Here is a 24086-nt window from a genome sequence, read left to right as displayed (position 1 = left end):
CCTCCTGGATTCGACGATGGACACGTCCCCGCATCCTCCGCTGCGCCGTGGCCTGGTCCTGTTGATGGCCGCCGCCACCGGCCTGGCGGTGGCCAGCAACTACTACGCGCAACCGCTGCTGGAAGTGTTGGCGCAGACCTTCGCGATCGACGTGCGCCGCGCCGGCGCGGTGGTGACCACCGCGCAACTGGCCTATGCCGCCGGGCTGCTGTTGCTGGTGCCGCTGGGCGACCGGGTCGAGCGCCGCAGCCTGATCGTCGGCCTGTATGCGCTCAGCGCGGTCGGCCTGCTGATCAGCGCCGTCTCCAATAGCTTCGCGCTGCTGCTGCTAGGCACCCTGGTCACCGGCATGAGTTCGGTGGCCGCGCAGATCCTGGTGCCGTTCGCCGCCACGCTGGCCGCGCCGCACGAGCGCGGCCGGGTGGTGGGCACGGTGATGAGTGGCCTGCTGCTGGGCATCCTGCTGGCGCGCACGGCGTCCGGGCTGCTGGCCGGCGCCGGCGGCTGGCATACCGTGTACTGGGTGGCCGCGGCGCTGATCCTGCTGGTGGCGGGGCTGCTGTGGCGCGCGCTGCCGCGGCATCCTGGCAACCGGCGGCTGTCCTATCCGCACCTGATCGGCTCGGTGCTGACGCTATTGCGCGATGAGCCGGTGCTGCGCGCGCGCGCGATCCTGGGCGGGCTGATCTTCGCCGGGTTCAGCATCTTCTGGACCACCCTGGCGTTCCTGCTGTCCGGGCCGGGCTATGGCTACGGCACCGCCACGATCGGCCTGTTCGGCCTGATCGGCGCCGCCGGCGCGTTCGCCGCCAACCTGTCGGGCAAGCTCGCCGACCGCGGCGGCGGGCACTGGGTGGGCTGGGGCGGGTTGGGCATGCTGCTGCTGTCCTGGCTGCTGCTGGCCGCCGCGCCGCACTCGCTGTGGCTGCTGATCGTCGGCGTGCTGCTGCTGGACGTGGCGGTGCAGGGCGTGCACATCGGCAACCAGCACGCGATCTACCAACTCGATCCGAACGCGCGCAACCGCATCACCTCGGCCTACGTCACCTGCTACTTCATCGGCGGCGCGATCGGTTCCAGCCTCGGCAGCGCGGCCTACGCCTACGCCGGCTGGAACGGGGTGGTGGCGGTGGGCGCGGCGCTGGCGCTGGCGGCGCTGCTGTGGATGGGCCTCAGCGTGCGGCCGGCAGCGCGGAAGGCGGCGCTGACGCCGCTGCCGGAGCGGTGACCGCCTGCGCGGCGGCGCGCAGCTTGGGCAGCAGGCGCAGGGTCAGCGCCAACTGGTTGCGCACCAGCCGGCGCTTGGCCTCGTCGATGCCGTCCTCGCGCTCCAGCGCCTCGGCCAGCGCGATCTCGGCGGGTTCGTCGGCGGCCGGCAGCGCGCGCCGCTCGGCCAGCGCGTCGGCCAGCGCGCCGAGTGCCTGCGGCAGGTAGTCGCCGGCGCGGGCGATGTCCGGATCGGTCTCCCCGGCCAGCGCCGCGCGGTGCGCGCCCAGCGCCGACAGATAGCCGAGCAGGGTGTTGGACAGGGCCAGGAAGCGGAAGCCGGCATCCAGGTTGCGGCGGTAGCGGCCGGGTTCGCGCAACATATTGGACAGCGCCACCGACAGCGCCGCGTCGGCGTTGTGCATGTCGCGGCGTGCGATGCGGTAGGGCAGGTCGTCGCGCATGCCGCTGCGGTACTGCTCCAGCACCTGCGCCAGGTAGCGGGCGTTGCTGTGCAGCACCGTCGCCAGAACCTGGTTGAGGCGCCGGCCCTGCCAGTCCGGCAGGATCAGGAACGAGGCGGCGGCGGCGATCGCGCAGCCGATCAGGGTGTCGAGCAGGCGCGGCCAGATCAGCATGAAGCCGTCGCCGATCAGATTGAAGCAGAACAGCGCCATCACCGTGATCGCCGCGGTGGCGAGCATGTAGCGGTCGGTGCGGGTGACGAAGAACACCAGGGTGCCGAGCAGGGCGAACAGCAACTGCAGCTCGATGCCGGGGAACAGTTGCATCAGCGCCCACGCCGCGCCCAGGCCGATCAGGGTGCCGGCGATGCGCTGGGCCAGGCGCAGGCGGGTGGCGCCATAGTTGGGGCGGCACACGAAGGCGGTGGTCAGCAGGATCCAGTAGCCGTTGCTGGCGTGGATCGACTGCATGATGGCGTAGCCCACCACCAGCGCGATCGCCATGCGCAGGCCGTGCCGGAACAGCACCGAGCCGGGCGTGAGCTGCTGGCCCAGGCGCCGCAGCATCTCGCGCAGGGTGTGCGGGGAGGAGTCGCGCAGGCGGGTGTCGAGGGTGTCGCTGGTGGTGTCCGATTGCGCGGCCTCGGCCAGGCGCCGCTCGATGCTGTGCAGGTTGGTCACCAGCAATTCCAGCGAGCCGAGCAGCCGCGCCTGCCGTGGATCGGCGCGCGCATGCAGGAAGTCCAGCGACTGGCGCAGGTCGGTGGTGGCCTGCTGGGTCTGCTCGCCGTAGTCGAACGGCTGGCGCAGCCGGATCGCCTCGCCCAGCGCCGCGCAGGCCTTGCCCTGCAGGGCCAGCAGGCGCTGGCAGCGGTACAGCACGTCGCTGTGGAAGAACGCGTCGGTCAGCGCCTCGTACGGGTAGTGCGAGGAACTGGCGCGCTCGTGGAAATCCTGCGCCATGTAGTACAGGCGGAAGTACAGGCCCGACTGCACGCCGGGCCGGCCGGAGCGGCCGAAGCGGCTGATGATCGCGGTCTTGGCGGCGTTCAGCGCCGCCACCACCTGTGCGTTCTGCTCGGCCAGCGCCAGCCGCCGCGCGTGCAGGTCGCTCTGCCGCACCGGCTCGAACAGGGCCGCCTTGAGCCGCAGGTAGCGGCCCAGCTCCAGGTATAGCCGCGACAGCCGCTCGCGCACCGGCCGGTTGGCGAACAGCACCGTCCACAGTACCGACAGCACCGCGTACCAACTGGCGCCGAGCAGCAGCAGGGCCACGCCGTGCCAGGCGTCGCCGCCGACGTGGCCGTTCTGGTTGCCGTGGTCCAGGCCGATCATCGCGTAGATCGCCAGCGCCACCGTGGCCTGGGCGATGGAGGCGTAGCGTTCGCCGAGCGCGCCGAGCAGGGTCAGGGCGAAGGTGGACAGCGCCAGGCCGGCCGCGAACGGCCACGGATACGGGAACAGCAGCACTACCGCGGCGGCGGCGGCGGCGAAGCACAGCAGCGACAGCAGCACCGACTTGATCCGGCCCAGCCAGTTGTCGTCGGTCTCGGCGATGGCGCTGGCGATGGTGCCCAGGAAGATCGCCGGCAGCGCTTCCAATTGCTGCTGGTGCCAGCACACGCCCATCGCCACCGCCAGCGCGATGAACACGCGCAGCCCGTAGCTGGCCTTTTCGTGGGCCCACAGGCGGCTCAGGCGGGATTCGATCGAGGGGGTCGGCACGGCGACACGATAGCGCACCGTCGCTGTCTGCGATCCCCTCGGGATGGGAATCGGCGCGCGCGGACGATCAGACCCCGAGCTGTTGCAGGCGGGCTTCCAGCAGCGCCGGGAAGCGCTTGTACCAGGCCTGGTTGAGCGGCGAAGGATGCGGCAGCGGGTGCAGCGTCACGCGGCGGGCGCGGCGGCCGTCCTCGCTGCGCAGTGCCACCTCGATCTGCGCATGGAAGCGATCGTCGCGTTCCCAGAACGCGTCCAGCGCCGCACGCACCTCGCGCGGCTGGTCGATGCCGAACCACAGGAAGGCCTCGCGGCCGAGGGTGAGGATGGCGTGGCCGCGCCACTGTTCGAGCAGCAGGCGCCGCATCAGCGGATGGAAGCGCCGCTTCACCGGCATCGCCCAGGCCTTGTTGCCCACCGGCTTGTACGGCACGGTGTTGAGCCAGAACGCGACGCGGCCGGCCGTGAGCCCGGCGGCGAAATCGGGCATCGGCGCCCCGTCGTGCAGGTGCCGGTACAGCGCCTTGCGCACCAGTTGGCCGCCACTGCCGACGAAGGGTTGCCTGTGTTCGACCTCGCTGCGGCCCGGGTCGCGGCCGAGGATGCACACCCGCGCCTCGCGGCGGCCGAGGCCGATAATGGGGTCGAGCGGGTCCTTGCCATACGCGGCGTAGACCGCGGTGTCGATGCCGCCGGTCTGCGCGGCGAGCGCGCGGAATTGCTTGCGGAGTTCGGGATCCAGCGCCATGGACTGTCCTCGAATGCCGATGGTGTCGCCTGTAGGAGCGGCTTCAGCCGCGACAGGATGTATCGGTGAAGCCTGTCGCGGCTGAAGCCGCTCCTACAGAAGGGCGGTGGGCGGCCTATGCGCCGCGTTCGCGCGCGATCGCGCGCCAGCCGATGTCGCTGCGATGGAACTCGCTGGCCCAGTGGATCTGCGCCACGCCGGCATACGCGTTGCGTTGCGCCTCGGACACGCTGTCGCCCAGCGCCGCCACGCACAGCACGCGGCCGCCGGCGCTGACCACGCGGCCCTGCGCGTCCAGCGCGGTGCCGGCGTGGAAGACCTTGGCGCTCGCGGGCACCTGGTCCAGGCCGTCGATCGCTTCACCGGTGACCGGCGTCTCCGGATACGGCGCCGCCGCCAGCACCACGCCCAGCGATGGGCGCGGATCCCACTGCGCCTGGGTGGCGTGCAGGCGGCCGTCGATCGCCGCGTCGACCAGGTCCAGCAGGTCCGACTGCAGGCGCAGCATCACCGGCTGCGTTTCCGGGTCGCCGAAGCGCACGTTGAACTCGATCACCTTGGGCGCGCCGCTGGCGTCGATCATCAGCCCCGCGTAGAGGAAGCCGGTGAACGGCACGCCGTCGGCGATCATGCCCTGCACGGTCGGCTCCACCACCTCGCGCATCACCCGCGCATGCACCTCCGGCGTGACCACCGGCGCCGGCGAATAGGCGCCCATGCCGCCGGTGTTGGGGCCGGTGTCGCCGTCGCCGACGCGCTTGTGGTCCTGGCTGGTGGCCATCGGCAGCGCGGTGGCGCCATCGACCATGGAGATGAAGCTGGCTTCCTCGCCATCGAGGAATTCCTCGATCACCACGCGCGCGCCGGCGTCGCCGAAGGCGTTGCCGGAGAGCATGTCGCGCACCGCGGCCTCGGCCTCGTCCAGGGTCATCGCCACGATCACGCCCTTGCCCGCGGCCAGGCCGTCGGCCTTGACCACGATCGGCGCGCCCTTGGCGCGGACGTAGGCCAGCGCCGCGTCCACCTCGGTATGCACCTCGTAGAACGCGGTCGGGATGCCGTGGCGCTGCAGGAACGCCTTGGCGTAGGCCTTGCTGCCTTCCAGCTGCGCGGCGGCGGCGGTGGGGCCGAAGATGCGCAGCCCGGCGGCACGGAAGCGATCGACCACGCCCAGCACCAGCGGCACTTCCGGGCCGACCACGGTCAGCGCCACCGCCTCGTCCCGGGCCAGCGCGAGCAGGCCATCGAGGTCGTCGACCTTGACCGCGACATTGCGGCACTTGGCCTCGGTCGCGGTGCCGGCATTGCCGGGAGCGACCAGCACGGCGCTGACGCGCGGGGACTGGGCCAGCTTCCACGCCAGGGCGTGTTCGCGGCCGCCGGAGCCGATGACGAGCAGTTTCATCGTGGGGTTCCAGAAAGCAGGGGAAGGGAGCGCGTGAGCGCGCGGCGGCGCCGCGCGGTCATTGGCAGTCTTCGCGTTGCAGCGCCTCGGGGAAGGCGTAGGTCCAGGTCTTGGGATCGAGCGTGAAGCGGTGTTCGCGGCGCACCTTGCGGTTGCCGCAGTCGACACCGGTCTCCTCCACCCGCAGCGGCCACACCCGCGCGGCGCGGTCGCTGTCGTCGAAGTGCAGCGCGAAATCGATGTTGAACTGCCGCGCGCGGCAGTCGGCGGCGGCCTCGGGCTCGTCGCAGTCCGCGCTCGCGGTGTTGTCGATGTGGCTGCGCAGGTTGCCGGCATCCACCAGGCCCTTGGGGCCGGGCAGGATCAGGGTCTGCGACTGCAAGGCATAGCCTTGCCCGAACCAGCCGTCCTCGACGCGGAAGCCGTAGAAATCGCTGCCGGCGCGCACGATGCCGACCTCGCCCGGCCTGCCCATGCTGCCGTAGGTGCCGCCGACGCGCTCGGCGGCGACGGCGAAGCGCTGCCCGTCCGGGCGCAACACGTAGAAGTCGATCGTGCCCGGCTCGGGGTGGCCGGCGTCGCGCAGCGCGCCGCACACGGCCAGCAGCTGTTGCCAGCCGTCGCCGCTGACCACCGGCTGCTCGGCGCAGACCTCGCGGTCCACCGCGTGCGCCTCGCCGTCCTGTGTCCACGTGTCCGGCCAACTGCCGGAGAGCTTGGCGGCGCTGCCGTAGCGCTCGACCAAGAACGCCTGCAGGCGCGCGGTGCGGCTGACGTGCGCGGTCTCGGTCGCCGCGGCCGGTGCCGGCGCGGTGGCTGGGGCGGCCGGGGCGGCAGGCGCAGGTGCGGCCTCAGGCTTGCAGCCGGCCAGCAGGAGGGTGCCGGCCAGGGCCAGCGGGGCGAACGCTTGGGTGGGCTTCATGGACATCCGTATCGCTCCAGACTCAGTGGCGGAAGTGGCGCACGCCGGTGAACACCATGGCGATGCCGTGTTCGTCGGCGGCGGCGATCACTTCGGCGTCGCGCATCGAACCGCCGGGCTGGATCACCGCCTTGATGCCGGCGGCCGCGGCGGCGTCGATGCCGTCGCGGAACGGGAAGAACGCGTCGGAGGCCATCACCGAGCCTTCCACCACCAGGTTCGCGTCGGTGGCCTTGATCCCGGCGATGCGCGCCGAATACACCCGGCTCATCTGCCCGGCGCCGACGCCGATGGTGCGCTGGTCCTTGGCGTAGACGATGGCGTTGGACTTGACGTACTTGGCCACCTTCCACGCGAACAGAAGATCGGCGAACTGCGCCTCGCTCGGCGCCAGGCGGGTCACCACCTTGAGTTCGTCGCGGCTCACCACGCGGTCGTCGGCGGTCTGCATCAGCAGGCCCGAGCCGACGCGCTTGGTGTCGGTGAAACCGCTGGAAGCCGGCGCCAGCGGGATGCGCAGCACGCGCACGTTGGCCTTCTTCCTGGCGTAGTCGAGCGCGCCTTCCTCGTAGTCCGGGGCGATCAGCACCTCGACGAACTGGCGGTCGAGGATGGCCTTGGCGGTGGCCGCGTCCAGCGTGCGGTTGAAGGCGAGGATGCCGCCGAAGGCGCTGGTCGGGTCGGTCGCGTAGGCCAGCTCGTAGGCGTCGCCGCAGCCGGCGCCGACCGCCACGCCGCAGGGATTGGCGTGCTTGACGATGACGCAGGCCGGCGCGTCGAACTGACGCACGCATTCCCAGGCCGCATCGCTGTCGGCGATGTTGTTGTAGCTCAGTTCCTTGCCCTGCAACTGCGCGAAGGTGGCCAGCGAGCCCGGCGCCGGATGCAGGTCGCGGTAGAACGCGGCCTGCTGGTGCGGGTTCTCGCCGTAGCGCAGGTCCATCACCTTGACGAAGTTGCCGTTGCTCTGCGCCGGGAAAGGGCTGCGGCACACGCCGGCGGCGTTGTGTTCGACCACCGCCGACAGGTAGTTGCTGATCGCCGCGTCGTACTGCGCGACGCGGTTGAACGCGGCCACCGACAGCGCGAAGCGCTTGGCCGCCGACAGTTGGCCGTCGTTGGCTTCCAGTTCGCCCACCAGTTCGGTGTACTGCGCCGGGTCCGTGGCCACCGCCACGCGCGCGAAGTTCTTCGCCGCCGAGCGCAGCATCGCCGGGCCGCCGATGTCGATGTTCTCCACCGCCGTGTCCAGCGTGCAGGCAGGGTCGGCGGTGACCCGCTCGAACGGATACAGGTTCAGCACCAGCAGGTCGATCGGCACGATGCCGTGTTCGGCCATCACCGCCTCGTCGGTGCCGGCGCGGCCGAGCAGGCCGCCGTGCACCAGCGGGTGCAGGGTCTTGACCCGGCCGTCCATCATTTCCGGGAAGCCGGTCAGCTCGGACACGTCCTTCACCGCCAGCCCGGCCTCGCGCAGCGCCTTGGCGGTGCCGCCGGTGGACAGCAGCTCGACGTCGTGTGCGGCCAGCGCGCGGGCCAGGTCGACCAGGCCGGTCTTGTCGGAAACGGACAGCAATGCCCGGCGCACGGGCAGGAAATCGGAGGACATGGGGCGGGGCGGGGGCAGCGGAACGGGCCGCCATTGTAGGCGCTGGCGCCGGCCGACGCCCGGGCGCAAGGCAGCGGCGGCCTGCCGATTGCGCTGGCGCCGGCCTTGACGCAGGGTGGGCGCCCCTTTGCCGCGGAGCCCGACATGCCGCTCAAGCAGACCCTGCAGGACGCGCTCGCCACGCACGGCGTGCTGGGATTCCTGGCGCGCTACGCGCACGAAGCGCGGTGCGATGGCGACACGCGTCCCTGGCTGCGGCCGGCGCAAGCGCCGGCCTTGCGCGCGGAGGCCGACGAGGTGTGGGGCAGCGCGCCGGCGATCCTGTCCTGGTGGCTGGAGCGGCGCGAACGCCGGCGCCTGCATGGCCTGGAGTTCAAGATCCACCTCGATGAGCACGGCGCCTATTACGCCGACACCCTGCGCCTGTACCGCAGGCAGCCGCGCCTGCGCGAATTGCTGCAGGCGATGGCCGCGCGCGGGATGCTGTCGACCTTCGACCTGTACATCTACACGCCGGCGCTGGACGAAGGGGCGGTGCTGCTGCCCGGCGGCGGCGTCATCCGCTTCCAGCGCACGCGTGGCGGTCCGTTCCGGGTGAGCGCGCTGGAGGGTTCGAATGCCAGCGCACAGGTGTGCGCGAGGATGCAGGCGGGATTGCGCGCAATCCTGCAGCGCGTCGACGACCCACGCTGGGCGCGCCGCCACGTCGACCGGCGGCTGCCGTGGGAAGCGTGGCTGGGCGGCTTGGAGGTGTCGTCGATTGCCGAGTAGGCCGCGTAGGGCTGGCAGGCGTCCCCGAGTCATCGCGCGCGGCGCGGCCGCGATGCATTAGGCTGTCGCCGCCCGCCCCCGCCGCCAGGACCACGCGCGTGTCGATCTATGCCCTCAAAGGACGCTTCCAGGATCTGCTGCGCCCCGGCGTGCGCGCGCTGTACCGGCTCGGCGTCACCGCCAACCAGGTGACCGTGGCCGCGGCGCTGCTGTCGCTGCTGGTGGCCGCGGCGGTGTACGCGCTGGGGCCGGCGCAGCCGCTGTGGTACGCGCTGCTGCCGCTGTGGATGCTGCTGCGTATGGCCTTGAACGCGGTGGACGGCATGCTGGCGCGCGAGTTCGGGCAGCAGTCCAAACTGGGCGCCTACCTCAACGAACTGAGCGACGTGGTCGCCGACGCGGCGCTGTACCTGAGCCTGCTCGGCGTGCCGGGCGTGGGCGCCGGCTGGCTGTGGCTGATGGCGCTGAGCGCGGCGCTGACCGAATATGCCGGTGTGCTGGGGCTGATGGTCGGCGCCAGTCGCCGCTACGATGGGCCGATGGGCAAGAGCGACCGCGCCTTCGTGGTCGGCGTGCTGGGCGTGCTGCTGGCCGGCGGCTGGATCGGCGCGGCGACGGTCGGCGGCGTCGCCATCGCGGTGGCGCTGCTGTGCGCGGCGACGGTGCTGCGCCGGGTCGCGGCCGGCTTGCGCGAGGCGGCCGCGCGCGGCTGAGCGGGGCGGCCATCATGGCCGTGGGAGCAAGGATTCAAGGCAAACAGGACAAAGGCAACGGATGCGGCAGGTCAACGAGAGCGAGTTCGAGAGTTTCGACGGTACCCGGCTGTTCTACCGGCACTGGCCGGCCACCGCGCCGGTCGCGCCGCCACGCGCGGTGGTGCTGCTGCACCGCGGCCACGAGCATTCCGGGCGGGTCATGCACCTGGCCGAGGAACTGGGCCTGGACGACTGCGCGCTGTTCGCGTGGGATGCGCGCGGCAACGGCCGCTCGCCCGGCGCGCGCGGCGATGCGACCGGCTTCCCGGCGCTGGTGCGCGACCTGGACCGCTTCGTCGCGCACATCGGGCAGGTCCACGGCATCGCCGTGCAGGACATCGTCGTCGTCGCGCAGAGCGTGGGCGCGGTGATCGCCAGCACCTGGGTGCACGACTACGCGCCGCCGCTGCGCGCGCTGGTGCTGGCCTCGCCGGCGTTCAAGGTCAAGCTGTACGTGCCGTTCGCGCGGCCCGGGCTGGCCCTGATGCAGAAGCTGCGCGGCAACTTCTTCGTCAACAGCTACGTCAAGCCGCAGTGGCTGACCCACGATCCGGCGCGGGTCGAGAGTTACCGCAGCGATCCGCTGATCACGCGGCCGATCTCGGTGCGGGTGTTGCTGGGCCTGTACGCCGCGGCCGACCGCGTGGTCGGCGATGCGCAGGCGATCACCGTGCCGGTGCAACTGCTGGTTTCCGGCAGCGATTTCGTGGTACACCGCGGCCCGCAGGACCGCTTCTACGAGCGGCTGTCCTCGCCGGTGAAGGAGCGCCATCTGCTGCCTGGCTTCTTCCACGATACCCTGGGCGAGCGCGACCGCGCGCCGGCGCTGGCGCAGATCCGCCGCTTCGTGCGCGAGCGCTTCGCCGCCGCGCCGGCGCAACCCAGCCTGCTGCAGGCGCACCGCCACGGCCCCACGTTCGAGGAAGCCGAGCGGCTGGCCTGGCCGCCGGAGAAGTACAGCCTGCAGGACCTGCGCTGGCGCTTCGTGCGCGCCAACCTGCGTTTCGGCGGCACCCTGTCCGAGGGCGTGGCGCTAGGCCTGCATACCGGCTTCGATTCCGGCAGCACGCTGGACTACGTGTACCGCGACCGCGCCGCCGGCAAGGGCCCGCTGGGCCGTTTCATCGACCGCAACTACCTGGACGCGATCGGTTGGCGCGGCATCCGGGTGCGCCGCCAGCACCTGCACGAACTGCTGCGGCTGGCCATGCAGCGCCTGCGCGACGCCGGCGCGCCGGTGCGCGTGCTCGACATCGCCGCCGGCCATGGCCGGTACGTGCTCGAAGCGCTGGCCGGCGCCGGGCCGCGCGCCGACGCGATCCTGTTGCGCGATTTCAGTGAACTGAACGTGGAGCGCGGACGCGCGCTGATCACCGAGGTCGGCGCCGCCGACATCGCCCGCTTCGAGCAGGGCGATGCCTTCGACCGCGACGCGCTGGCGGCGCTGCAGCCGCGGCCGACGCTGGCGGTGGTGTCGGGCCTGTACGAACTGTTCCCGGACAACGACCAGGTACTGCGTTCGCTGCAGGGCGTGGCCGCGGCGGTCGAACCGGGCGGCTACCTGGCCTACACCGGCCAGCCCTGGCACCCGCAACTGGAGTTCATCGCCCGCGCGTTGACCAGCCACCGCGGCGGCGCGGCCTGGGTGATGCGCCGGCGCACCCAGCAGGAGATGGACGAACTGGTGCGCGCGGCCGGCTTCCGCAAGCTGGAGCAGCGCATCGACGCGTGGGGCATCTTCACCGTGTCGCTGGCGCAGCGGATCGCGCCGTGACCGCGCCGGCGCCGCGGCCGTGGCGGCGTGCGCTGGCGTGGCTGGCGCTGCTGGGGCCGTTCTTCTTCCTCAGCTACGGCCTGGCCAACGGCCTGGCCGAGCGCCGCGGCGACGTGCCGTCGCTGCCGTTCGCATGGGAAACGCAGATCCCGTTCTGGCCGTGGACCATCGTGCCGTACTGGTCGATCGACCTGTTCTACGTGGCCTCGTTCTTCGTCTGCCGCAGCCGCGCCGAACTGGACACGCACGCCAGGCGGCTGCTCACCGCGCAACTGCTGGCGGTGAGTTGCTTCCTGCTGTGGCCGCTGCGCTTCAGCTTCGAGCGGCCGCCGACCGAGAGCGTGTTCGGCTGGCTGTTCGCGGTGCTGCTCGGTTTCGACAAGCCGTTCAACCAGGCGCCGTCGCTGCACATCGTGCTGCTGGTGGTGCTGTGGGTGCGCTATGCGCAGCACCTGCGCGGGCTGGCGCGCGGCGCGCTGCACCTGTGGTTCGCGCTGATCGGGCTCTCGGTGCTGACTACCTACCAGCACCATTTCCTGGACATCCCCACCGGCCTGGCCGCCGGCTGGCTGTGCGTGTGGCTGTGGCCGGAGCGGATCGCGCCGCCGTGGCGCGCGCTGGCCGTGGCGCGCGACCCGGCACGTTGGCGGCTGGCGCTGGCGTACCTGCTCGGCAGCGCGGCATGCGTGGCATTGGCCGTTGGCATCGGCGGCGCGGGCTGGTGGCTGCTGTGGCCGGCGCTGTCGCTGCTGCTGGTCGCGCTGACCTATGCGCTGCTCGGCCCGCTCGGCCTGCAGAAGCGCGCCGACGGCCGCCTGAGCCTGGCCGCGCGCTGGCTGTACGCGCCGTACCTGGCCGCGGCCTGGCTCAACTCGCGCGCCTGGACCTGGCGCGACCCGGCGCCGCGGGAGATCGCCGACGGCGTCTGGCTCGGGCGCATGCCCGGGCGCGGCGAGCGCGCCCGCTTCGCCGCGGTGGTCGATGTCAGCGCCGAACTGTCGCTGCCTGACGCCACGTTGCACGACCGCAGCGTGCCGATGCTGGACCTGGTCGCGCCGCCGGCCGACGCCCTGCGCGCCGCCGCGCGCGCGATCGACGCGGCACGCCAGCACGGCCCGGTGCTGGTCTGCTGCGCGCTGGGCTATTCGCGCAGTGCGGCCGCCGTCGCCACCTGGCTGCTGCACAGCGGCCGTGCCGCCGCGCCGGACGCCGCGCTGGCGCTGCTGCGCGCGCGCGCGCCGCGGATCGTGCTGGGGCCGGCGCAACGTGCCGCCATCGCCGCCGCCTGCGCCGCGCCACCGGCCCCGCTACAGGCGCGGGAGCTGCCGGCATGAGCACGCCGCTGGAACTGCGCACGATGGCGGCGGTGCTGCGCCAGGCCGCGCCGCTGGACCGGCTGTCGCTGGCGTTGCTGGCCATCGCCGTGGTGCTGGGCGCGTGGTATGCCAGCGCCGGCGCCACGCTGGCCGCGGCGCTGTGCCTGTTCGGCGTGCTGGCCGGGCTGTTGCAGCGCTACTGGGCCGCGCGCGTCGGCCTGGACGTGGCGCTGCTGGAGGCCGTGCTGGCCGAACCGGATCCGGACCAGGCCGGTGCCGACCTGGATCGCGCCCTGCACCAGCTCGGCCTGCTGCGCCGGCTGCCGCCGCCGCGCGACTGGCAGGCGCGCTGGCGCGGCATGCGTGGCTTGCTGCGGCGGCAACTGGCCAGCCTGGCGCTGCAACTGGCGGCGCTGCTGGCGACGCTGATCGTGGCGCTGGCTACATGAAGGAGTTCCGCGCATGACCGAGACGACCGGTCCGGCACCGCTGCCCCATGCCGATGCCGAGCAACAGGCGTTGTGGCAGCGGCTGCAGGACTACCGCTTCGGCGAGGCCGACGACGCGCTGCCGGTGTTCGTGCGCCGCGTGGCCAGGGAGGCCGGCGTGTCGCTGGCCGTGGCCGCGCAGGCGATCGAGGAATACCGGCGCTTCTGCTTCCTGGCCTGCAGCGGCGGCGAGGATGTCACCCCCAGCGCGCTGATCGACCAGGTCTGGCATACCCACCTCACCGATACCCGCGAGTACTGGCAGCGGTTCTGCCCGCAGGTGCTGCAGACCACCTTGCATCACCGGCCCGGGCGCGGCGATACCGCCGACGCGGAGCGCCACGCCGCGCAATACCGGGCCACGCTGGCGCGCTACCGCTGCTATTTCGGGGAACCGCCGGCGGCCTGCTGGCCGGCGCCGGCCGGGACCCGGCCCGCGGCGCGCGACGATCCCCGCGCGCGCCGCTGGGCCAGCCCGCGCGCCTCCGGCAAGGCGCTGTGGCTGTGGGCGGCGCTCACGCTGCTGCTGGGATGGGCGCTGGGATCGGACAACGGCGCCATCTCGCCGCTGCACTGGCGCGGCGGTTCCTTCATCGTGCTGTACCTGGCCGGCATCGGCCTGGCCTGGGCGCTGGCGGCGCGGCTGCGGCGCGCGGTGCGCGGCCTCGGCCAGGGACGTGCGGCCACCGTGGTCGATCACGCCGAACTGGCGTTCCTGGCCGGCGGCGGCGAGCGCGTGGCGGACATGCAACTGGCCTTGCTGCTGAGCTGCGGCGCGGTGCAGTTGCGGCCGACGCTGTCCACGCTGTCCGGGCGCCGCCGCGACCCGACCCCGCTGCTGGTCGTGGACCGCGTGGCGGTGCCGGCGTCGCTGCGCCACGCGCTGCAACTGGTCCGCGCCAACCCGACTCTGCAGCAGGCGCTGCAGGCGCTGCGCGAGGACACGCTGCCGGTGCGCGAGGCGCTGATCGGCAAGCGCTTGCTGCTCGGGCGCGGCCAGGCCTGGTGTGCGCGCCTGCTCGGCGCCGCGCCGCCGGCGGCGCTGTGGGCCGTGGGCGCGATGAAGATCCAGATCGGCCTGCAATTGCAGCGCCCGGTCGGCTTCCTGGTCGCGGCGATGGTGGCGGTGACGCTCATCGCGCTGGGCTTCCTGCTGACCCCGCCGCGGCGCAGCGTTGCCGGCGACCGGCTGCTGGCCCAGCGCGATGCGGCATGGCGCGCCGGGACCTACGTTTCCTCCGACACGCCGGGCGCGCATCTGGCCACGCCGCTGGCGCTGGCCGGCACCGGCGTGCTGATGGCCACGCCATGGGCGGAGTATCACGCCCTGCGCGCGCCGGTGGCCAGCGGCAGCGGCGGCGGCAACGGGAGCAGCGGCTGCAGCAGCGGCGGTGGCGATGCCGGAGGCGGCGGCAGCAGTTGCGGCAGCAGTTGCAGCAGCGGCTGTGGCGGCTGCGGCGGAGGCGGCGACTGATGGCGCGCATGCGCCTGCGCGAACGTCGTGCGCTGTGGCGCGCGCGCCTGGCGCTGGCGCTGCGCGCGCGCGGCGCCACGCCCAATGGCCTGTCGTGGACCGCGACCGGCTTCGCCGCGTTGGCGGCGCTGATGTTCTTCCTGGCCTGGCGCGAGCCGCCGCGCGCCGCCGCCGGCCTGCTCGTGCTGGCCGCGCTCGGCCTGCAGGGACGGCTGCTGTGCAATCGCCTGGACGGGCTGATGGCGCGGCAGGCGCAGATGGTCGGCCGTGCCGGCGAGGTCTACAACGAGGCGCCGGACCGGCTCTCCGACGTGCTCGTGTGCCTGGGCGCCGGCTATGGCCTGCAGCAGGTGCTGCCGTGGGGCGCGGAGCTGGGCTGGGCCGCGGCGCTGGCCTGCGTGGGCACCGCCTATGTGCGCATGCTCGGCCTGGCCTGCGGCGTGCGCGAGCCGCTGCAGGGGCCGATGGCGCGCGTGCAACGCATGCACTGGCTGTCGCTGGCGGCATTGCTGGGCGCCGCCGCGCTGCTGCTGCGGCACGACGCGCTCGCCCATGCCGTGTTCGCCGCGGCGCTGGCGCTGCTGGTCGCGGCCGCCGCCCTTACCATCGCGATCCGCCTGCGCGCCATCGTGCGCGAACTGGAGTGGAGATGATCGAACGCCTGATCGCCCGCGGCTGCAGCGCCGCGATCCGTACCCTGACCGGCGCGCGCGCGTTGTGGCGCGGTTGCGTGCCCTCGAGCGAGCGCCGCGTGTACTACGGCAACCACGCCAGCCACGGCGACTTCGTGCTGATCTGGTCGTCGCTGCCGGCGCCGCTGCGGCGCGAGGTGCGGCCGGTGGCGGCGGCCGACTACTGGCAGCGCGACGCGCTGCGCCGCTACCTGATCCATGGCGTGTTCAACGGCGTGCTGATCGAGCGCGACCCCGCGCAGCGCACGCGCGATCCGATCGACTGCCTGTGCGAGGCGGTCGATGCCGGCGGCTCGTTGATCCTGTTCCCGGAAGGCACCCGCAACACCGAGGAAGGCGTGCTGCCGTTCAAGAGCGGCATCTACCACCTGGCGCGGCAACGGCCGGAGCTGGAATTCGTGCCGGTGTGGATCGACAACCTGAAACGGGTGATGCCCAAGGGCAAGTGGCTGCCGCTGCCGCTGCTGTGCACCACCACCTTCGGCGAACCGCTGCGGCTGGGCCCCGGCGAGGACAAGCAGGCGTTCCTGGAGCGCACGCGCACGGCGCTGCTGGCGCTGGCGCCGGAGCAGATGGAGGCCGCCCGATGAGCCCGATCGCCCTCAGCGACCATCTGCAGCAATCCTCGCTGCGCCAGCAGACGCTCTGGCTGTTTCTCGGCATCGCCGCGGTGCTGGTGCTGGCCACGCTGATTTCCGAAACCCTGCGCTGGCGCGCGCGCGAACGTCCCAGCGCGGTGCTGGACAACCTGGTGGCGCGGATCCGCGCGTGGTGGGTGATGGCCGCGGTGGTGGCGCTGGCGTTCGTGTTCGGGCGCATCGGCGTGATCGTGCTGTTCGCGCTGGTGTCGCTGTTCGCGCTGCGCGAGTTCATCACCCTGGCGCCGACCCGGCGCGGCGACTACTACGCCTTGCTGGCCGCGTTCTACATCGTGCTGCCGTGGCAGTACTGGTTGGTGTGGAGCGGCTGGTACGGGCTGTACACGCTGCTGATCCCGGTCTACGCGTTCCTGGTGCTGCCGATCCTGGCCACCATCGGCGGCGACACCACGCGCTACCTGGAGCGCACCGCCAAGGTGCAGTGGGGATTGATGATCTGCGTGTTCTGCATCTCGCACGTGCCGGCGCTGCTGAACCTGGAGATCCCCGGCTACGAGGGGCGCAACCTGCTGCTGTTCGCGTTCCTGGTGATCGTGGTGCAGTCCTCCGACGTGCTGCAGTACGTGTGGGGCAAGCTGCTCGGCAGGCACCTGATCGCGCCGAAGCTGTCGCCGTCCAAGACCGTGGAGGGTTTCGTCGGCGGCATCCTGACGGCCAGCGCGCTGGGTGCGGCGCTGTGGTGGATCACCCCGTTCTCGCCGCTGCAGGCGTTCGCGCTGGCGCTGGTGGCCAACCTGATGGGTTTCTTCGGCGGCCTGGTGATGTCGGCGATCAAGCGCGACCGCGGCATCAAGGACTGGGGCCACATGATCGAAGGCCACGGCGGCGTGCTCGACCGGCTGGACTCGGTGTGCTTCGCCGCGCCGGTGTTCTTCCACCTGATCCGCTATGGATGGGTGTGAGGGGCCGGGATTGGGGATTCGGGATCGGGGATTCGCACAAGCGCCCCGCCTCCTGTAGGAGCGGCTTCAGCCGCGACGCCTTACCGATGACGCGTCGGGGCTGGAGTCTTCCTGCAGAAAGCGTCAGCACTGAACTAAAAAAGCCGCCAAAAGGCGGCTTTTTTCATGGAGCTGATTGACAGAAATTTACGCGGAGCGTGAGCCTTGAATCCCGAATCCCGAATCCCGAATCCCGAATCCCGAATCCCGAATCCCGAATCCCGAATCCCGAATCCCGAATCCCCGCCTCACGCCAACCCGTATTCCTTCAGCTTCTTGCGCAACGTGGCGCGATGGATGCCCAGCATCGCCGCGGCGCGGCTCTGGTTGCCTTCGCAGTGGTTGAGCACTTCCACGAACAACGGGATCTCCATCTCGCGCAGCACGATCTCGTACACGTCGTCGGCGTCGCAGCCATCGAGGTCGCGCAGGTAGCGGCGCACGGACTGCGCCACGTGTTCGCGCAGCGGCGGCTTCGGCGCGCCGCGACTGGAGTCAGGACGAGTGGTGGCAGCGTTCAAGTTCGACGGATCCCCGGATGACAGCGGCGCCGGAAGGCTGGAGGGCCGGCGCGGGGGGACGAGTCTAGCGCGTGGCCTGCCCGGCTGCCATGGCGGATCGTGGTGTCACAGCGTTTCAGTGGAAGTCGAAACTGAATGCCGCGGTGCCCGCCGCCGGTTCGCGCACCTGGAACGCCACCTGTGCGCTCTGTCCCGGTGCCAGCGTCGCCGCGTCGGGGCGGTCGCGGCCCAGGTATTCCTCCGGGCGCAGCACGCGGCTGCCGATGGTGCGCCCATCGGCGTCGGCCAGCGACAGTTGCAGCAGCGGCCAGGCCTGCGCCCAGCGCGCGTCGTTGCGGAAGGTGGCCTGGATCTGCAGCGTGCCGGCGCGGCCGGGCAGCGGCCGCACTTCGCGGCTGAGCATGGTGAACGCGCTCGGCTCGCGCCACGGCGGCAGGCTGCAGCGCAGCGCCTGGCATACCCCGGCCACCCACGGCCGCCAGCGCGCATCGGCGCCCAGCCGCTGGCGGTCGGCGACCAGGATCTGCAGGCCCAGCAACAGGCACAGGCCGACCAGCGCGATCCACTGCCAAGGCGCGGCGCGCAGCACCGGCCGGCGTGCCCGGCCTTGGCGCATGAAACTGGGCGCGGCGCTGGCGCCCGGATGGGCGCTGACCACGCTCGGCGCCGGCGCCGGTTCGGCATCGGGCTCCCGAGCGCCCGGTTGCCGTGCGGACGTCGATGCGCCAGCGCGCGGCGCGATCGGTGCGCCGGCCTCGGCCTCGGCATCGTCCAGGGCCGGCGGCGAAACCGTGATGGCCGCCGCTGCGTCCGTGTCCGCCTGCGACGCGGGTGTGGCGACGGATGCAGCGGCGGTGGCCGGTGCCGATGCGGACGCGGCGTCGGCCCCAGCGCCTGCGGCCGTGCCGACGTCAGTGCCAGCATCTAAGCCGGTGCCGGTGCCGGTGCCAGCGTCTGTGCCGACGCCAGAGCCGGGCGCATTCGCGCCGGCGTCCACCGGTGCGGCGTCGTCGGTCCGCTCCGGCGCAGGACGCGTGGGCTGGCGCAGCAGGGTCGCGAGGCTGGGACGCGGCGGGACGGGATCGGGCATGCGCGGAGGCGAGGGCGGCAACGAAGGCGCTATTCAAACATGCGTGGGCGCGGGCTGCAGCGTGGCGCCGGCCTCATGGCCTTCTGTAGGAGCGGCTTCAGCCGCGACAGAGACTTACCGGAGGTGTCTGTCGCGGCTGAAGCCGCTCCTACAGGAAGCGCGTTGCCGCGGGCGCCGCTCAGCGCCGCTTGCGGCCGGCGCCGATCAGGTCCAGCAGGCCGGCGCGCTGGCGCGGGCTCAGGGTCTCGAACCAGTCCAGCAGGCGCGCCTGCTGGTCGGACAACTGCCGGTACTGGGCCGCTTCCTCGGCCACGGCCACCGGTTCGCCGAACACGCGCTCGCCGCGGCCGGTGCCCAGGTACTCGAGGGTCAGCCCGCTGCGGCAGGCCAGTGCGATCAGGTGCTCCACCGCCGGCGCGGTGCCATTGGCCATTTCCCATTGCGCCACGGCGCTGCGGGTGACTCCCAGGTCCAGCGCCAGGGCTTCCTGGGTCAGCCCGGTCAGCTTGCGCGCCTCGCGCACCCGTTCGTACAGCTTGCTGCTCACGCTCACCTCCGCAGGGGAGGCGAGGTATAGCCGCGCCGACCCGAGCGGATGGTTCGCAGGGCTTTCAATGGGTGGTTTGTTGTTGATACTGTCGGTGGCGACGGACGCATACGTTGCCGGCAAGGCCGCCGCGCATGCGCCCGCCAGACCGATCGCCGCCAAGGACCAGGACGCGCCGATGCCCATGCAGGATGCCAGCCGGCGGGATGCCCGCCACCCCCGTTTCGCCTGCGCGCAACCCCGCGCGCGGCACCGCCCGCCGCCCGGCCTGGGTGTGCACTGCTACCGGATCTGGGCCGATGCCGGCGAATGCCGCCATGCGGTCAAGCAGGGCTGGTCGTGGCAGGTGTTCGCGCTGCCGTATCCGCCAGCGCCGCCGGCGTCGCTGCCGCCCGCGCTGTGGCTGCTGCCGCATGCCGCGGCCTGGGTGGGGTTGCTGCAGGCGCTGGGCACCGTGGCCTTGGCCGGGCTGCTGCTGGAACTTGCCTGGCGGCTGCCGCGGGCCTGGCGCGGCCATCGCTGGCACGAGCGCCGCCTTCGCGCGCAGGGCTGGCGGCCGTGCACGCGGGTGCTGGCGATCCATGCGCAGGCCGCCCTGCTCAGCGCGGCGATCCGCAGCGTCGCGGCGCGGCGGTTCTGACGTTCCGGCGCGTCCCGCCAGCGGCGAAACGGTGTGCGGGCCTCAGCCCCGGCGGACGCCGTCGATGCGCATCCAGTCGCCGTCCTGTTCGCTGCGCAACTGGTCGAACCACGGCGCATAGCGCTGCAGCAGCTCCTGTTCCTGGCCGTGCAGGATGCCGGACAGGGCGATGCGCCCGCCCGGCGCGACCCGCGCCGCCAGCGTCGGCGCCAGCGCGTCCAGCGCCGAGGCCAGGATGTTGGCGACCACCACCGGATAGGTCGCGACCGGCTCCTCGTCCGGCAGGTGCACCGCCAGCCGATCGCCGACCGCGTTGCGTTCGGCGTTGTCGCGCGTGGCCAGCAGCGCCTGCGGGTCGTTGTCCACGCCCACCGCCGCCGCCGCGCCCAGCTTCAGCGCGGCCAGCGCCAGGATCCCGGAGCCGCAGCCGAAATCCAGCACCCGCGCCTGCGCCAGCGCGCCGTCGGCGGCCAGGGCGTCGAGCCAGCGCAGGCACAGCGCGGTGGTCGGGTGGGTGCCGGAGCCGAACGCCAGACCCGGGTCCAGCCGCACCACCGCCGCCTCGGCGCCGCGCGCCTCCTCCGGCAGGTCGTGGTTCCACGGCACGATGAAGGTGCGGGCGCCGAAGCGCATCGGCTGGAACTGGTCCAGCCAGGCGCGTTCCCAATCCTGGTCGTCGACCTTGCGGAAGGTCGCCTGGGTCCAGTCCAGGCCCGGATCGAAGGCCTCCAGCGCGGCCAGCAGCAGCAACGCGTCCTGCTCGGCCGGGAACAGCGCGGTCAGCACCAGCGTGCCCCACAGCGGGGTCTCGCCGACCCCCGGTTCCAGGATCGCGCGCTCGTTGCTGGTGTCGGCCTCGGCGTCGAGCAGGGTGACCGCCAGCGCGCCGACGTCCTCCAGCGCGGTCTCGTAGCGGGGCTGGGTGGCATCGGTGCAGCGCACGGTGAGTTCGAGGAACGGCATCGGTCGGGTACGGAGGAAAATGACCCCGTATCTTAGACGACCGCCGCAGGCCCGCACCGCGCCGGTCGCCTGCGTACCGTGACCGCGGCCGGCATTGTCTGCCGTGGCCCGCCATCGGCTGCGTTAGACTGCGACATCGCGGCGGCCGCCGGTTTCAGCGGAGCGGCCGCCAGCGCCGCCCGCCGTCCCGACGTCCTCGCGCATGTCCTTCGCCGTGTCCCGCACAACCTGGCTGTTGCTGGCGCCCGCCGCGCTGCTGCTGGGCGTGGTCGCGTATCGCGCCGCCGTGCCGCGGACGGCCGCGCCCGCGGCGCCGGCCAGCGCCGTGGCGGCGGTCGCGCCCGACCTGACGCGGGCGCCGCCGGAGCAGCGGCCATCGAGCGCGGTGCCGGGCCTGGCGCACGCCGCGCCATCCGACCGCCGCGCCGCGCTGGAGCGCAGCCCCGACCTGTACCGCTCCGCGCAGCAGCTGTCCGCCGCCGTGGCCCAGGGCGATGCCGATGCGTCCTGGCTGCTGAGCCGCATCTACGACTACTGCGCCGGCTACGCGATGGATCCGGCCGGCTTCGCCGCCGACACCCGCGCGATCGGCGCGGCGCAGTTGCCGCTGTCCGCGCGCATGGTCGCGGCGCGGGCGCGGGTCGGCCAGCGCTGCGCCGGCTTCGTGCCCGGCGACGGCCTGACCCGCCAGGCCATCGTCGCCCAGCGCGTGCAGGCCGCGCGCGGCGGCAACCTGGCCGCCGAGGCCGCGCTGCTGGCGCTGGGGCAGCCGCTGCAAGCGTCGGCCGACTACAAGCGCGACCTGGTGGAACGGGTCCGCGCCTCCGGCGATCCGGACGCGTACATGGCCCTGGCGCCGGCGATGGGCCTGGCCGCGCGCGGCGACGACAGCCTGGACGAGCGCATCGCCGGGACCCAGTTCACCGAACTGGCCTGGCAACTGGCGGCATGCCGGCTGGGGCTGGATTGCGGCCCGGACAGCGAACTGATGACGCGCTACTGCGCCAACGGCGGGATCTGCTCGCAGGACCCCACCCAGGATTTCCCGAGTTTTGTTTACGATGCCGCGGTTCCGCGGCAAGGCACGGACACGATGAACGAGATGGTCAATCGGTTGATGCAGACAGGAGCAGGCTCATGACGTACCGGCGATGGCTGCACGGCGCCAAGTTCTGGTTCTGGGTCCTGGCCCTGGTCGCCTATTCGGCGGCGGCGGCGGGCCTGTTGCTGATCGACACCAGCGAGCAACGCTACCGCGGGCTGTCCAAGGTCGAACTGACCACGACGCACGCGGCGCCCGACGTGCGCCGCGCCGGCGCCGCGCAGGTCGCGGCGATCTACCGCGCCCGCAGCGGCATGCCGTTCTCCACCTTGCCGCCCGGCAGCACCTTCCAGATCGTCTGGCCGGACGGCTCCACCGAGACGGTGGTGATCGTCAGCCCCACTTCCAGCCTGGGCGCCGAGCCGATGCCGGGGACGCAGGGGAAGTAGCCGGGAGTGGGGAGTCGGGAATGGGGAATTGCCAAGGCGGGTTCCCGGGTTCTGTGAGGTCTGTGCGGTTGGGCGATCAACGCTGTTCGGCGGGCGCATAGCGCTGCTGGCCCTGCGCGGATAGCGCCAGGGCGTCGGCGCCGGCGGGGTAGTGCAGGCGGTCGCTAGCGTCGTGGGCGGCGTCCCAGATCGCCTGGGCGACGTCGCCGGGCGTGGTCACCGCCGCTGGCTGGCCCAGGTGCGCGAATACTTCGTTTGCGAAGGGCGCGTAGGCGTCCGGGATCAGCCCCTGCATGCGCTGCTGGCCGTTGGCGGTGAACCGGGTGGACGGGCCGTAGCCGGGCTCCACCAGCTTGACCCGCAGGTCGAAGGCCTGGAGTTCGTGCGCCAGCGACGCGGTGAAGCCTGCGATCGCGGTCTTGCTGGCCGTATACGCCGCCACCAGCGGGAACGGCGCCAGCGTGGCGCTGGAGGTCACGTTGACGATGGTTCCGGCGCGTTGCGCGCGGAACTGCGGAATCACCGCCTGGCACAGCGCCATCGGGCCGAAGGTATTGGTCTCGAACACCTCGCGCACGGTCGCCATCGGCGTGGCCTCGAACGCGCCGAACAGGCCGACGCCGGCGTTGTTGACCAGCACGTCGATCGGGCCGGCGGCGGCCAGTGCCCGCGCGATGCTGTCGGCATCGGTGACGTCCAGCGCCAGCAGGCGCAGCCGCGGCGACGCCGGCAGCAGGTCCTGCCGCGGCTGGCGCATGCCGGCGACGACGTGCCAGCCTTGCGCCAGGAAATGGCGCGCGGTCTCCAGGCCGTAGCCGGAGGAGCAGCCGGTGATCAGGGCGGTCTTCATTGTGTTCTCCAGGAGCGAGTGGGTCGGGAGGACACGATAGGCGGGATTATCCGGATGATCGATAATGCGGAATCCGTTTTGTTTTAGTGAACGTCCGAAATGCACGATCCGCTCTCCGATGTGGTGCGTCTGCTGCACCCCCAGGCGGTGTTCGCCAACCTGATCAGCGGCAAGGGCCACTGGGCGGTGCGCTACGCCGCGTACGGGCAGCCGGGGTTCTGCATCGTGCTGGAAGGCGGCGCGGTGCTGGCGGTGGACGGGCATCCGCCGATCGCGATCGGCGCCGGCGATTTCGTGTTGCTGCCGACCACGCCGGCGTTCACCCTCTCCGGCGTCTTGCCGGCGCCGCCGGTGTTCATCGATCCGACGCTGGTCCCGGGCGGGCAGGGCGAGCTCCGCCACGGCGAGCAGGGCGGCGCGCCGGACATGCTGGCCCTGGGCGGCGCCTTCGTGTTCGACAGCGCCAATGCCGGGTTGCTGGCCTCGCTGTTGCCGACGGTAGTGCATGTGCGGGGGGCGGGCCGCCTGATGCACCTGGTGCGGATGGTGGGCGAGGAGTACCGCGACCGCAAACCGGGCAGCGACTACATGCTGTCGCGGCTGGTGGAGCTGCTGCTGGTCGAGGCCATGCGCTGGAGCAGCGCGGGCAATGCGCCGCCGGGCCTGTTGCGCGGGCTGGGCGACGAGCGACTGGCGATGGCGCTCAAGCAGATCCACGCACGCATCGACCACGCCTGGACGGTGGGCGAACTGGCAAAGGTGGCGGCGCTGTCGCGCTCGACCTTCTTCGAGCGTTTCACCCGCACCGTCGGCGTGGCGCCGATGGCGTACGTGCAGGCCTGGCGCATGCAGGTGGCCAAGGACCTGCTGCGGCGCGACGGAACGACCGTGGCCGAGGTGGCGGAACGCGTCGGTTACGGCTCCACCAGCAGCTTCAGCGTCGCCTTCAGCCGTCACGCGGGCGAACCGCCCAGCCACTACGCCAGGCGCTGATGCAGGCGCGGCGATCCCAGCGTGGCGGCGCGATCTACCGGCCAC

General features: G+C 72.3%; 24 protein-coding genes. 14 read left to right on the top strand and 10 right to left on the bottom strand.

What is annotated here, in order from left to right; genetic code table 11:
* Positions 1–16 precede the first annotated feature (16 nt).
* Positions 17–1228, top strand: a complete 1212-nt coding sequence (locus AB3X07_RS20645; RefSeq protein ID WP_369940814.1) for an MFS transporter — start codon at positions 17–19, stop codon at positions 1226–1228.
* Here the strand turns inward: AB3X07_RS20645 and yccS are convergent.
* From yccS to purH, 5 genes are all read right to left on the bottom strand, one after another.
* The gene (gene yccS, locus AB3X07_RS20640; RefSeq protein ID WP_369940812.1) at positions 1173–3395 is read right to left on the bottom strand and encodes a YccS family putative transporter; all 2223 of its coding nucleotides are present in this window, start codon (positions 3393–3395) and stop codon (positions 1173–1175) included. The two genes, AB3X07_RS20645 and yccS, sit on opposite strands and share 56 nt — an antisense overlap.
* 67 nt (positions 3396–3462) lie before the next feature.
* A complete protein-coding gene (locus AB3X07_RS20635) occupies positions 3463–4140 on the bottom strand; it encodes a uracil-DNA glycosylase family protein (protein WP_369940810.1) in 678 nt (225 codons plus the stop codon).
* A 115-nt stretch (positions 4141–4255) separates the two neighbouring features.
* Positions 4256–5545 (bottom strand): phosphoribosylamine--glycine ligase, encoded by a 1290-nt coding sequence (gene purD / locus AB3X07_RS20630; protein WP_369940808.1) that lies wholly within the window; start codon positions 5543–5545, stop codon positions 4256–4258.
* Positions 5546–5603: 58 nt separating this feature from the next.
* A complete protein-coding gene (locus AB3X07_RS20625; RefSeq protein ID WP_369940806.1) occupies positions 5604–6473 on the bottom strand; it encodes a hypothetical protein in 870 nt (289 codons plus the stop codon).
* Positions 6474–6489: 16 nt separating this feature from the next.
* Complete coding sequence (gene purH, locus AB3X07_RS20620; protein ID WP_369940805.1) at positions 6490–8076, bottom strand: bifunctional phosphoribosylaminoimidazolecarboxamide formyltransferase/IMP cyclohydrolase; 1587 nt, start codon at positions 8074–8076, stop codon at positions 6490–6492.
* Positions 8077–8220: 144 nt separating this feature from the next.
* Here purH and AB3X07_RS20615 point away from each other — a divergent pair, with 144 nt between their 5' ends.
* The 9 genes from AB3X07_RS20615 (at position 8221) to AB3X07_RS20575 (ending at position 16907) form a co-directional block, all read left to right on the top strand.
* Positions 8221–8847 (top strand): hypothetical protein, encoded by a 627-nt coding sequence (locus tag AB3X07_RS20615; RefSeq protein WP_369940803.1) that lies wholly within the window; start codon positions 8221–8223, stop codon positions 8845–8847.
* A 98-nt stretch (positions 8848–8945) separates the two neighbouring features.
* On the top strand, positions 8946–9560 hold the full coding sequence (locus AB3X07_RS20610) for a CDP-alcohol phosphatidyltransferase family protein (RefSeq protein WP_369940800.1): 615 nt from the start codon (positions 8946–8948) through the stop codon (positions 9558–9560).
* Between the two features lie 61 nt (positions 9561–9621).
* Positions 9622–11376, top strand: a complete 1755-nt coding sequence (locus AB3X07_RS20605; protein WP_369940798.1) for a bifunctional alpha/beta hydrolase/class I SAM-dependent methyltransferase — start codon at positions 9622–9624, stop codon at positions 11374–11376.
* Positions 11373–12710, top strand: a complete 1338-nt coding sequence (locus tag AB3X07_RS20600; RefSeq protein WP_369940796.1) for a phosphatase PAP2/dual specificity phosphatase family protein — start codon at positions 11373–11375, stop codon at positions 12708–12710. The genes AB3X07_RS20605 and AB3X07_RS20600 overlap by 4 nt, the downstream gene beginning before the upstream one ends.
* Positions 12707–13141 (top strand): hypothetical protein, encoded by a 435-nt coding sequence (locus tag AB3X07_RS20595; RefSeq protein ID WP_369940795.1) that lies wholly within the window; start codon positions 12707–12709, stop codon positions 13139–13141. Before AB3X07_RS20600 ends, AB3X07_RS20595 begins: the two co-directional genes overlap by 4 nt.
* Before the next feature lie 13 nt (positions 13142–13154).
* Positions 13155–14654, top strand: coding sequence for a TIGR04222 domain-containing membrane protein (locus AB3X07_RS20590; protein WP_369940794.1), 1500 nt, complete (start codon positions 13155–13157; stop codon positions 14652–14654).
* Positions 14654–15307, top strand: coding sequence for a CDP-alcohol phosphatidyltransferase family protein (locus AB3X07_RS20585; protein ID WP_369940792.1), 654 nt, complete (start codon positions 14654–14656; stop codon positions 15305–15307). Before AB3X07_RS20590 ends, AB3X07_RS20585 begins: the two co-directional genes overlap by 1 nt.
* Positions 15304–15936 carry a lysophospholipid acyltransferase family protein gene (locus AB3X07_RS20580; protein ID WP_369940790.1) on the top strand — a complete coding sequence of 211 codons (633 nt, stop codon included), beginning with the start codon at positions 15304–15306 and terminating at the stop codon, positions 15934–15936. The genes AB3X07_RS20585 and AB3X07_RS20580 overlap by 4 nt, the downstream gene beginning before the upstream one ends.
* The gene (locus tag AB3X07_RS20575) at positions 15933–16907 is read left to right on the top strand and encodes a phosphatidate cytidylyltransferase (protein WP_369940787.1); all 975 of its coding nucleotides are present in this window, start codon (positions 15933–15935) and stop codon (positions 16905–16907) included. Before AB3X07_RS20580 ends, AB3X07_RS20575 begins: the two co-directional genes overlap by 4 nt.
* Before the next feature lie 287 nt (positions 16908–17194).
* Here AB3X07_RS20575 and fis read toward each other — a convergent pair whose 3' ends face one another.
* The 3 genes from fis to AB3X07_RS20560 form a co-directional block, all read right to left on the bottom strand.
* Positions 17195–17467: a DNA-binding transcriptional regulator Fis gene (gene fis / locus AB3X07_RS20570; RefSeq protein ID WP_003471008.1), complete on the bottom strand. Its 273-nt coding sequence runs from the start codon at positions 17465–17467 to the stop codon at positions 17195–17197.
* A gap of 115 nt (positions 17468–17582) precedes the next feature.
* Complete coding sequence (locus AB3X07_RS20565; protein ID WP_369940785.1) at positions 17583–18125, bottom strand: DUF3426 domain-containing protein; 543 nt, start codon at positions 18123–18125, stop codon at positions 17583–17585.
* 610 nt (positions 18126–18735) lie between these two features.
* Entirely contained in the window at positions 18736–19104 is a 369-nt protein-coding gene (locus AB3X07_RS20560; RefSeq protein ID WP_369940783.1) for a helix-turn-helix transcriptional regulator, read from the bottom strand.
* Between the two features lie 94 nt (positions 19105–19198).
* Here AB3X07_RS20560 and AB3X07_RS20555 point away from each other — a divergent pair, with 94 nt between their 5' ends.
* Positions 19199–19744, top strand: coding sequence for a hypothetical protein (locus AB3X07_RS20555; protein WP_369940781.1), 546 nt, complete (start codon positions 19199–19201; stop codon positions 19742–19744).
* A gap of 42 nt (positions 19745–19786) precedes the next feature.
* Here AB3X07_RS20555 and prmA read toward each other — a convergent pair whose 3' ends face one another.
* Positions 19787–20707 carry a 50S ribosomal protein L11 methyltransferase gene (prmA, locus tag AB3X07_RS20550; RefSeq protein WP_369940779.1) on the bottom strand — a complete coding sequence of 307 codons (921 nt, stop codon included), beginning with the start codon at positions 20705–20707 and terminating at the stop codon, positions 19787–19789.
* Positions 20708–20909: 202 nt separating this feature from the next.
* On the opposite strand from prmA, the gene AB3X07_RS20545 reads away from it, so the two are divergent.
* Both AB3X07_RS20545 and AB3X07_RS20540 read left to right on the top strand, forming a co-directional pair.
* On the top strand, positions 20910–21848 hold the full coding sequence (locus tag AB3X07_RS20545; RefSeq protein WP_369940777.1) for a hypothetical protein: 939 nt from the start codon (positions 20910–20912) through the stop codon (positions 21846–21848).
* Positions 21845–22198 carry a hypothetical protein gene (locus AB3X07_RS20540; protein WP_369940775.1) on the top strand — a complete coding sequence of 118 codons (354 nt, stop codon included), beginning with the start codon at positions 21845–21847 and terminating at the stop codon, positions 22196–22198. Before AB3X07_RS20545 ends, AB3X07_RS20540 begins: the two co-directional genes overlap by 4 nt.
* 76 nt (positions 22199–22274) lie before the next feature.
* On the opposite strand, the gene AB3X07_RS20535 is transcribed toward AB3X07_RS20540, so the two are convergent.
* On the bottom strand, positions 22275–23048 hold the full coding sequence (locus tag AB3X07_RS20535) for an SDR family oxidoreductase (RefSeq protein ID WP_369940773.1): 774 nt from the start codon (positions 23046–23048) through the stop codon (positions 22275–22277).
* A gap of 99 nt (positions 23049–23147) precedes the next feature.
* On the opposite strand from AB3X07_RS20535, the gene AB3X07_RS20530 reads away from it, so the two are divergent.
* A complete protein-coding gene (locus AB3X07_RS20530) occupies positions 23148–24041 on the top strand; it encodes an AraC family transcriptional regulator (RefSeq protein WP_369940771.1) in 894 nt (297 codons plus the stop codon).
* The last annotated feature ends 45 nt before the right edge of the window (positions 24042–24086 follow it).

The organism is Xanthomonas sp. DAR 35659, assembly GCF_041242975.1.
GTDB lineage: Bacteria > Pseudomonadota > Gammaproteobacteria > Xanthomonadales > Xanthomonadaceae > Xanthomonas_A > Xanthomonas_A medicagonis.
Note: the sequence above shows the minus strand (reverse complement) of the source record. Positions and strands in the feature narration are given on the sequence as shown.

What these genes read in the sequence shown, in the direction of transcription:
- AB3X07_RS20645 (WP_369940814.1), top strand. Translation starts at nt 17, where the DNA reads ATGGACACGTCCCCGCATCCTCCGCTGCGCCGTGGCCTGGTCCTGTTG.
- AB3X07_RS20635 (WP_369940810.1), bottom strand. Translation starts at nt 4,140, where the DNA reads ATGGCGCTGGATCCCGAACTCCGCAAGCAATTCCGCGCGCTCGCCGCG.
- purD (WP_369940808.1), bottom strand. Translation starts at nt 5,545, where the DNA reads ATGAAACTGCTCGTCATCGGCTCCGGCGGCCGCGAACACGCCCTGGCG.
- AB3X07_RS20625 (WP_369940806.1), bottom strand. Translation starts at nt 6,473, where the DNA reads ATGTCCATGAAGCCCACCCAAGCGTTCGCCCCGCTGGCCCTGGCCGGC.
- purH (WP_369940805.1), bottom strand. Translation starts at nt 8,076, where the DNA reads ATGTCCTCCGATTTCCTGCCCGTGCGCCGGGCATTGCTGTCCGTTTCC.
- AB3X07_RS20615 (WP_369940803.1), top strand. Translation starts at nt 8,221, where the DNA reads ATGCCGCTCAAGCAGACCCTGCAGGACGCGCTCGCCACGCACGGCGTG.
- AB3X07_RS20605 (WP_369940798.1), top strand. Translation starts at nt 9,622, where the DNA reads ATGCGGCAGGTCAACGAGAGCGAGTTCGAGAGTTTCGACGGTACCCGG.
- AB3X07_RS20595 (WP_369940795.1), top strand. Translation starts at nt 12,707, where the DNA reads ATGAGCACGCCGCTGGAACTGCGCACGATGGCGGCGGTGCTGCGCCAG.
- AB3X07_RS20590 (WP_369940794.1), top strand. Translation starts at nt 13,155, where the DNA reads ATGACCGAGACGACCGGTCCGGCACCGCTGCCCCATGCCGATGCCGAG.
- AB3X07_RS20585 (WP_369940792.1), top strand. Translation starts at nt 14,654, where the DNA reads ATGGCGCGCATGCGCCTGCGCGAACGTCGTGCGCTGTGGCGCGCGCGC.
- AB3X07_RS20580 (WP_369940790.1), top strand. Translation starts at nt 15,304, where the DNA reads ATGATCGAACGCCTGATCGCCCGCGGCTGCAGCGCCGCGATCCGTACC.
- AB3X07_RS20575 (WP_369940787.1), top strand. Translation starts at nt 15,933, where the DNA reads ATGAGCCCGATCGCCCTCAGCGACCATCTGCAGCAATCCTCGCTGCGC.
- prmA (WP_369940779.1), bottom strand. Translation starts at nt 20,707, where the DNA reads ATGCCGTTCCTCGAACTCACCGTGCGCTGCACCGATGCCACCCAGCCC.
- AB3X07_RS20545 (WP_369940777.1), top strand. Translation starts at nt 20,910, where the DNA reads ATGTCCTTCGCCGTGTCCCGCACAACCTGGCTGTTGCTGGCGCCCGCC.
- AB3X07_RS20540 (WP_369940775.1), top strand. Translation starts at nt 21,845, where the DNA reads ATGACGTACCGGCGATGGCTGCACGGCGCCAAGTTCTGGTTCTGGGTC.
- AB3X07_RS20535 (WP_369940773.1), bottom strand. Translation starts at nt 23,048, where the DNA reads ATGAAGACCGCCCTGATCACCGGCTGCTCCTCCGGCTACGGCCTGGAG.
- AB3X07_RS20530 (WP_369940771.1), top strand. Translation starts at nt 23,148, where the DNA reads ATGCACGATCCGCTCTCCGATGTGGTGCGTCTGCTGCACCCCCAGGCG.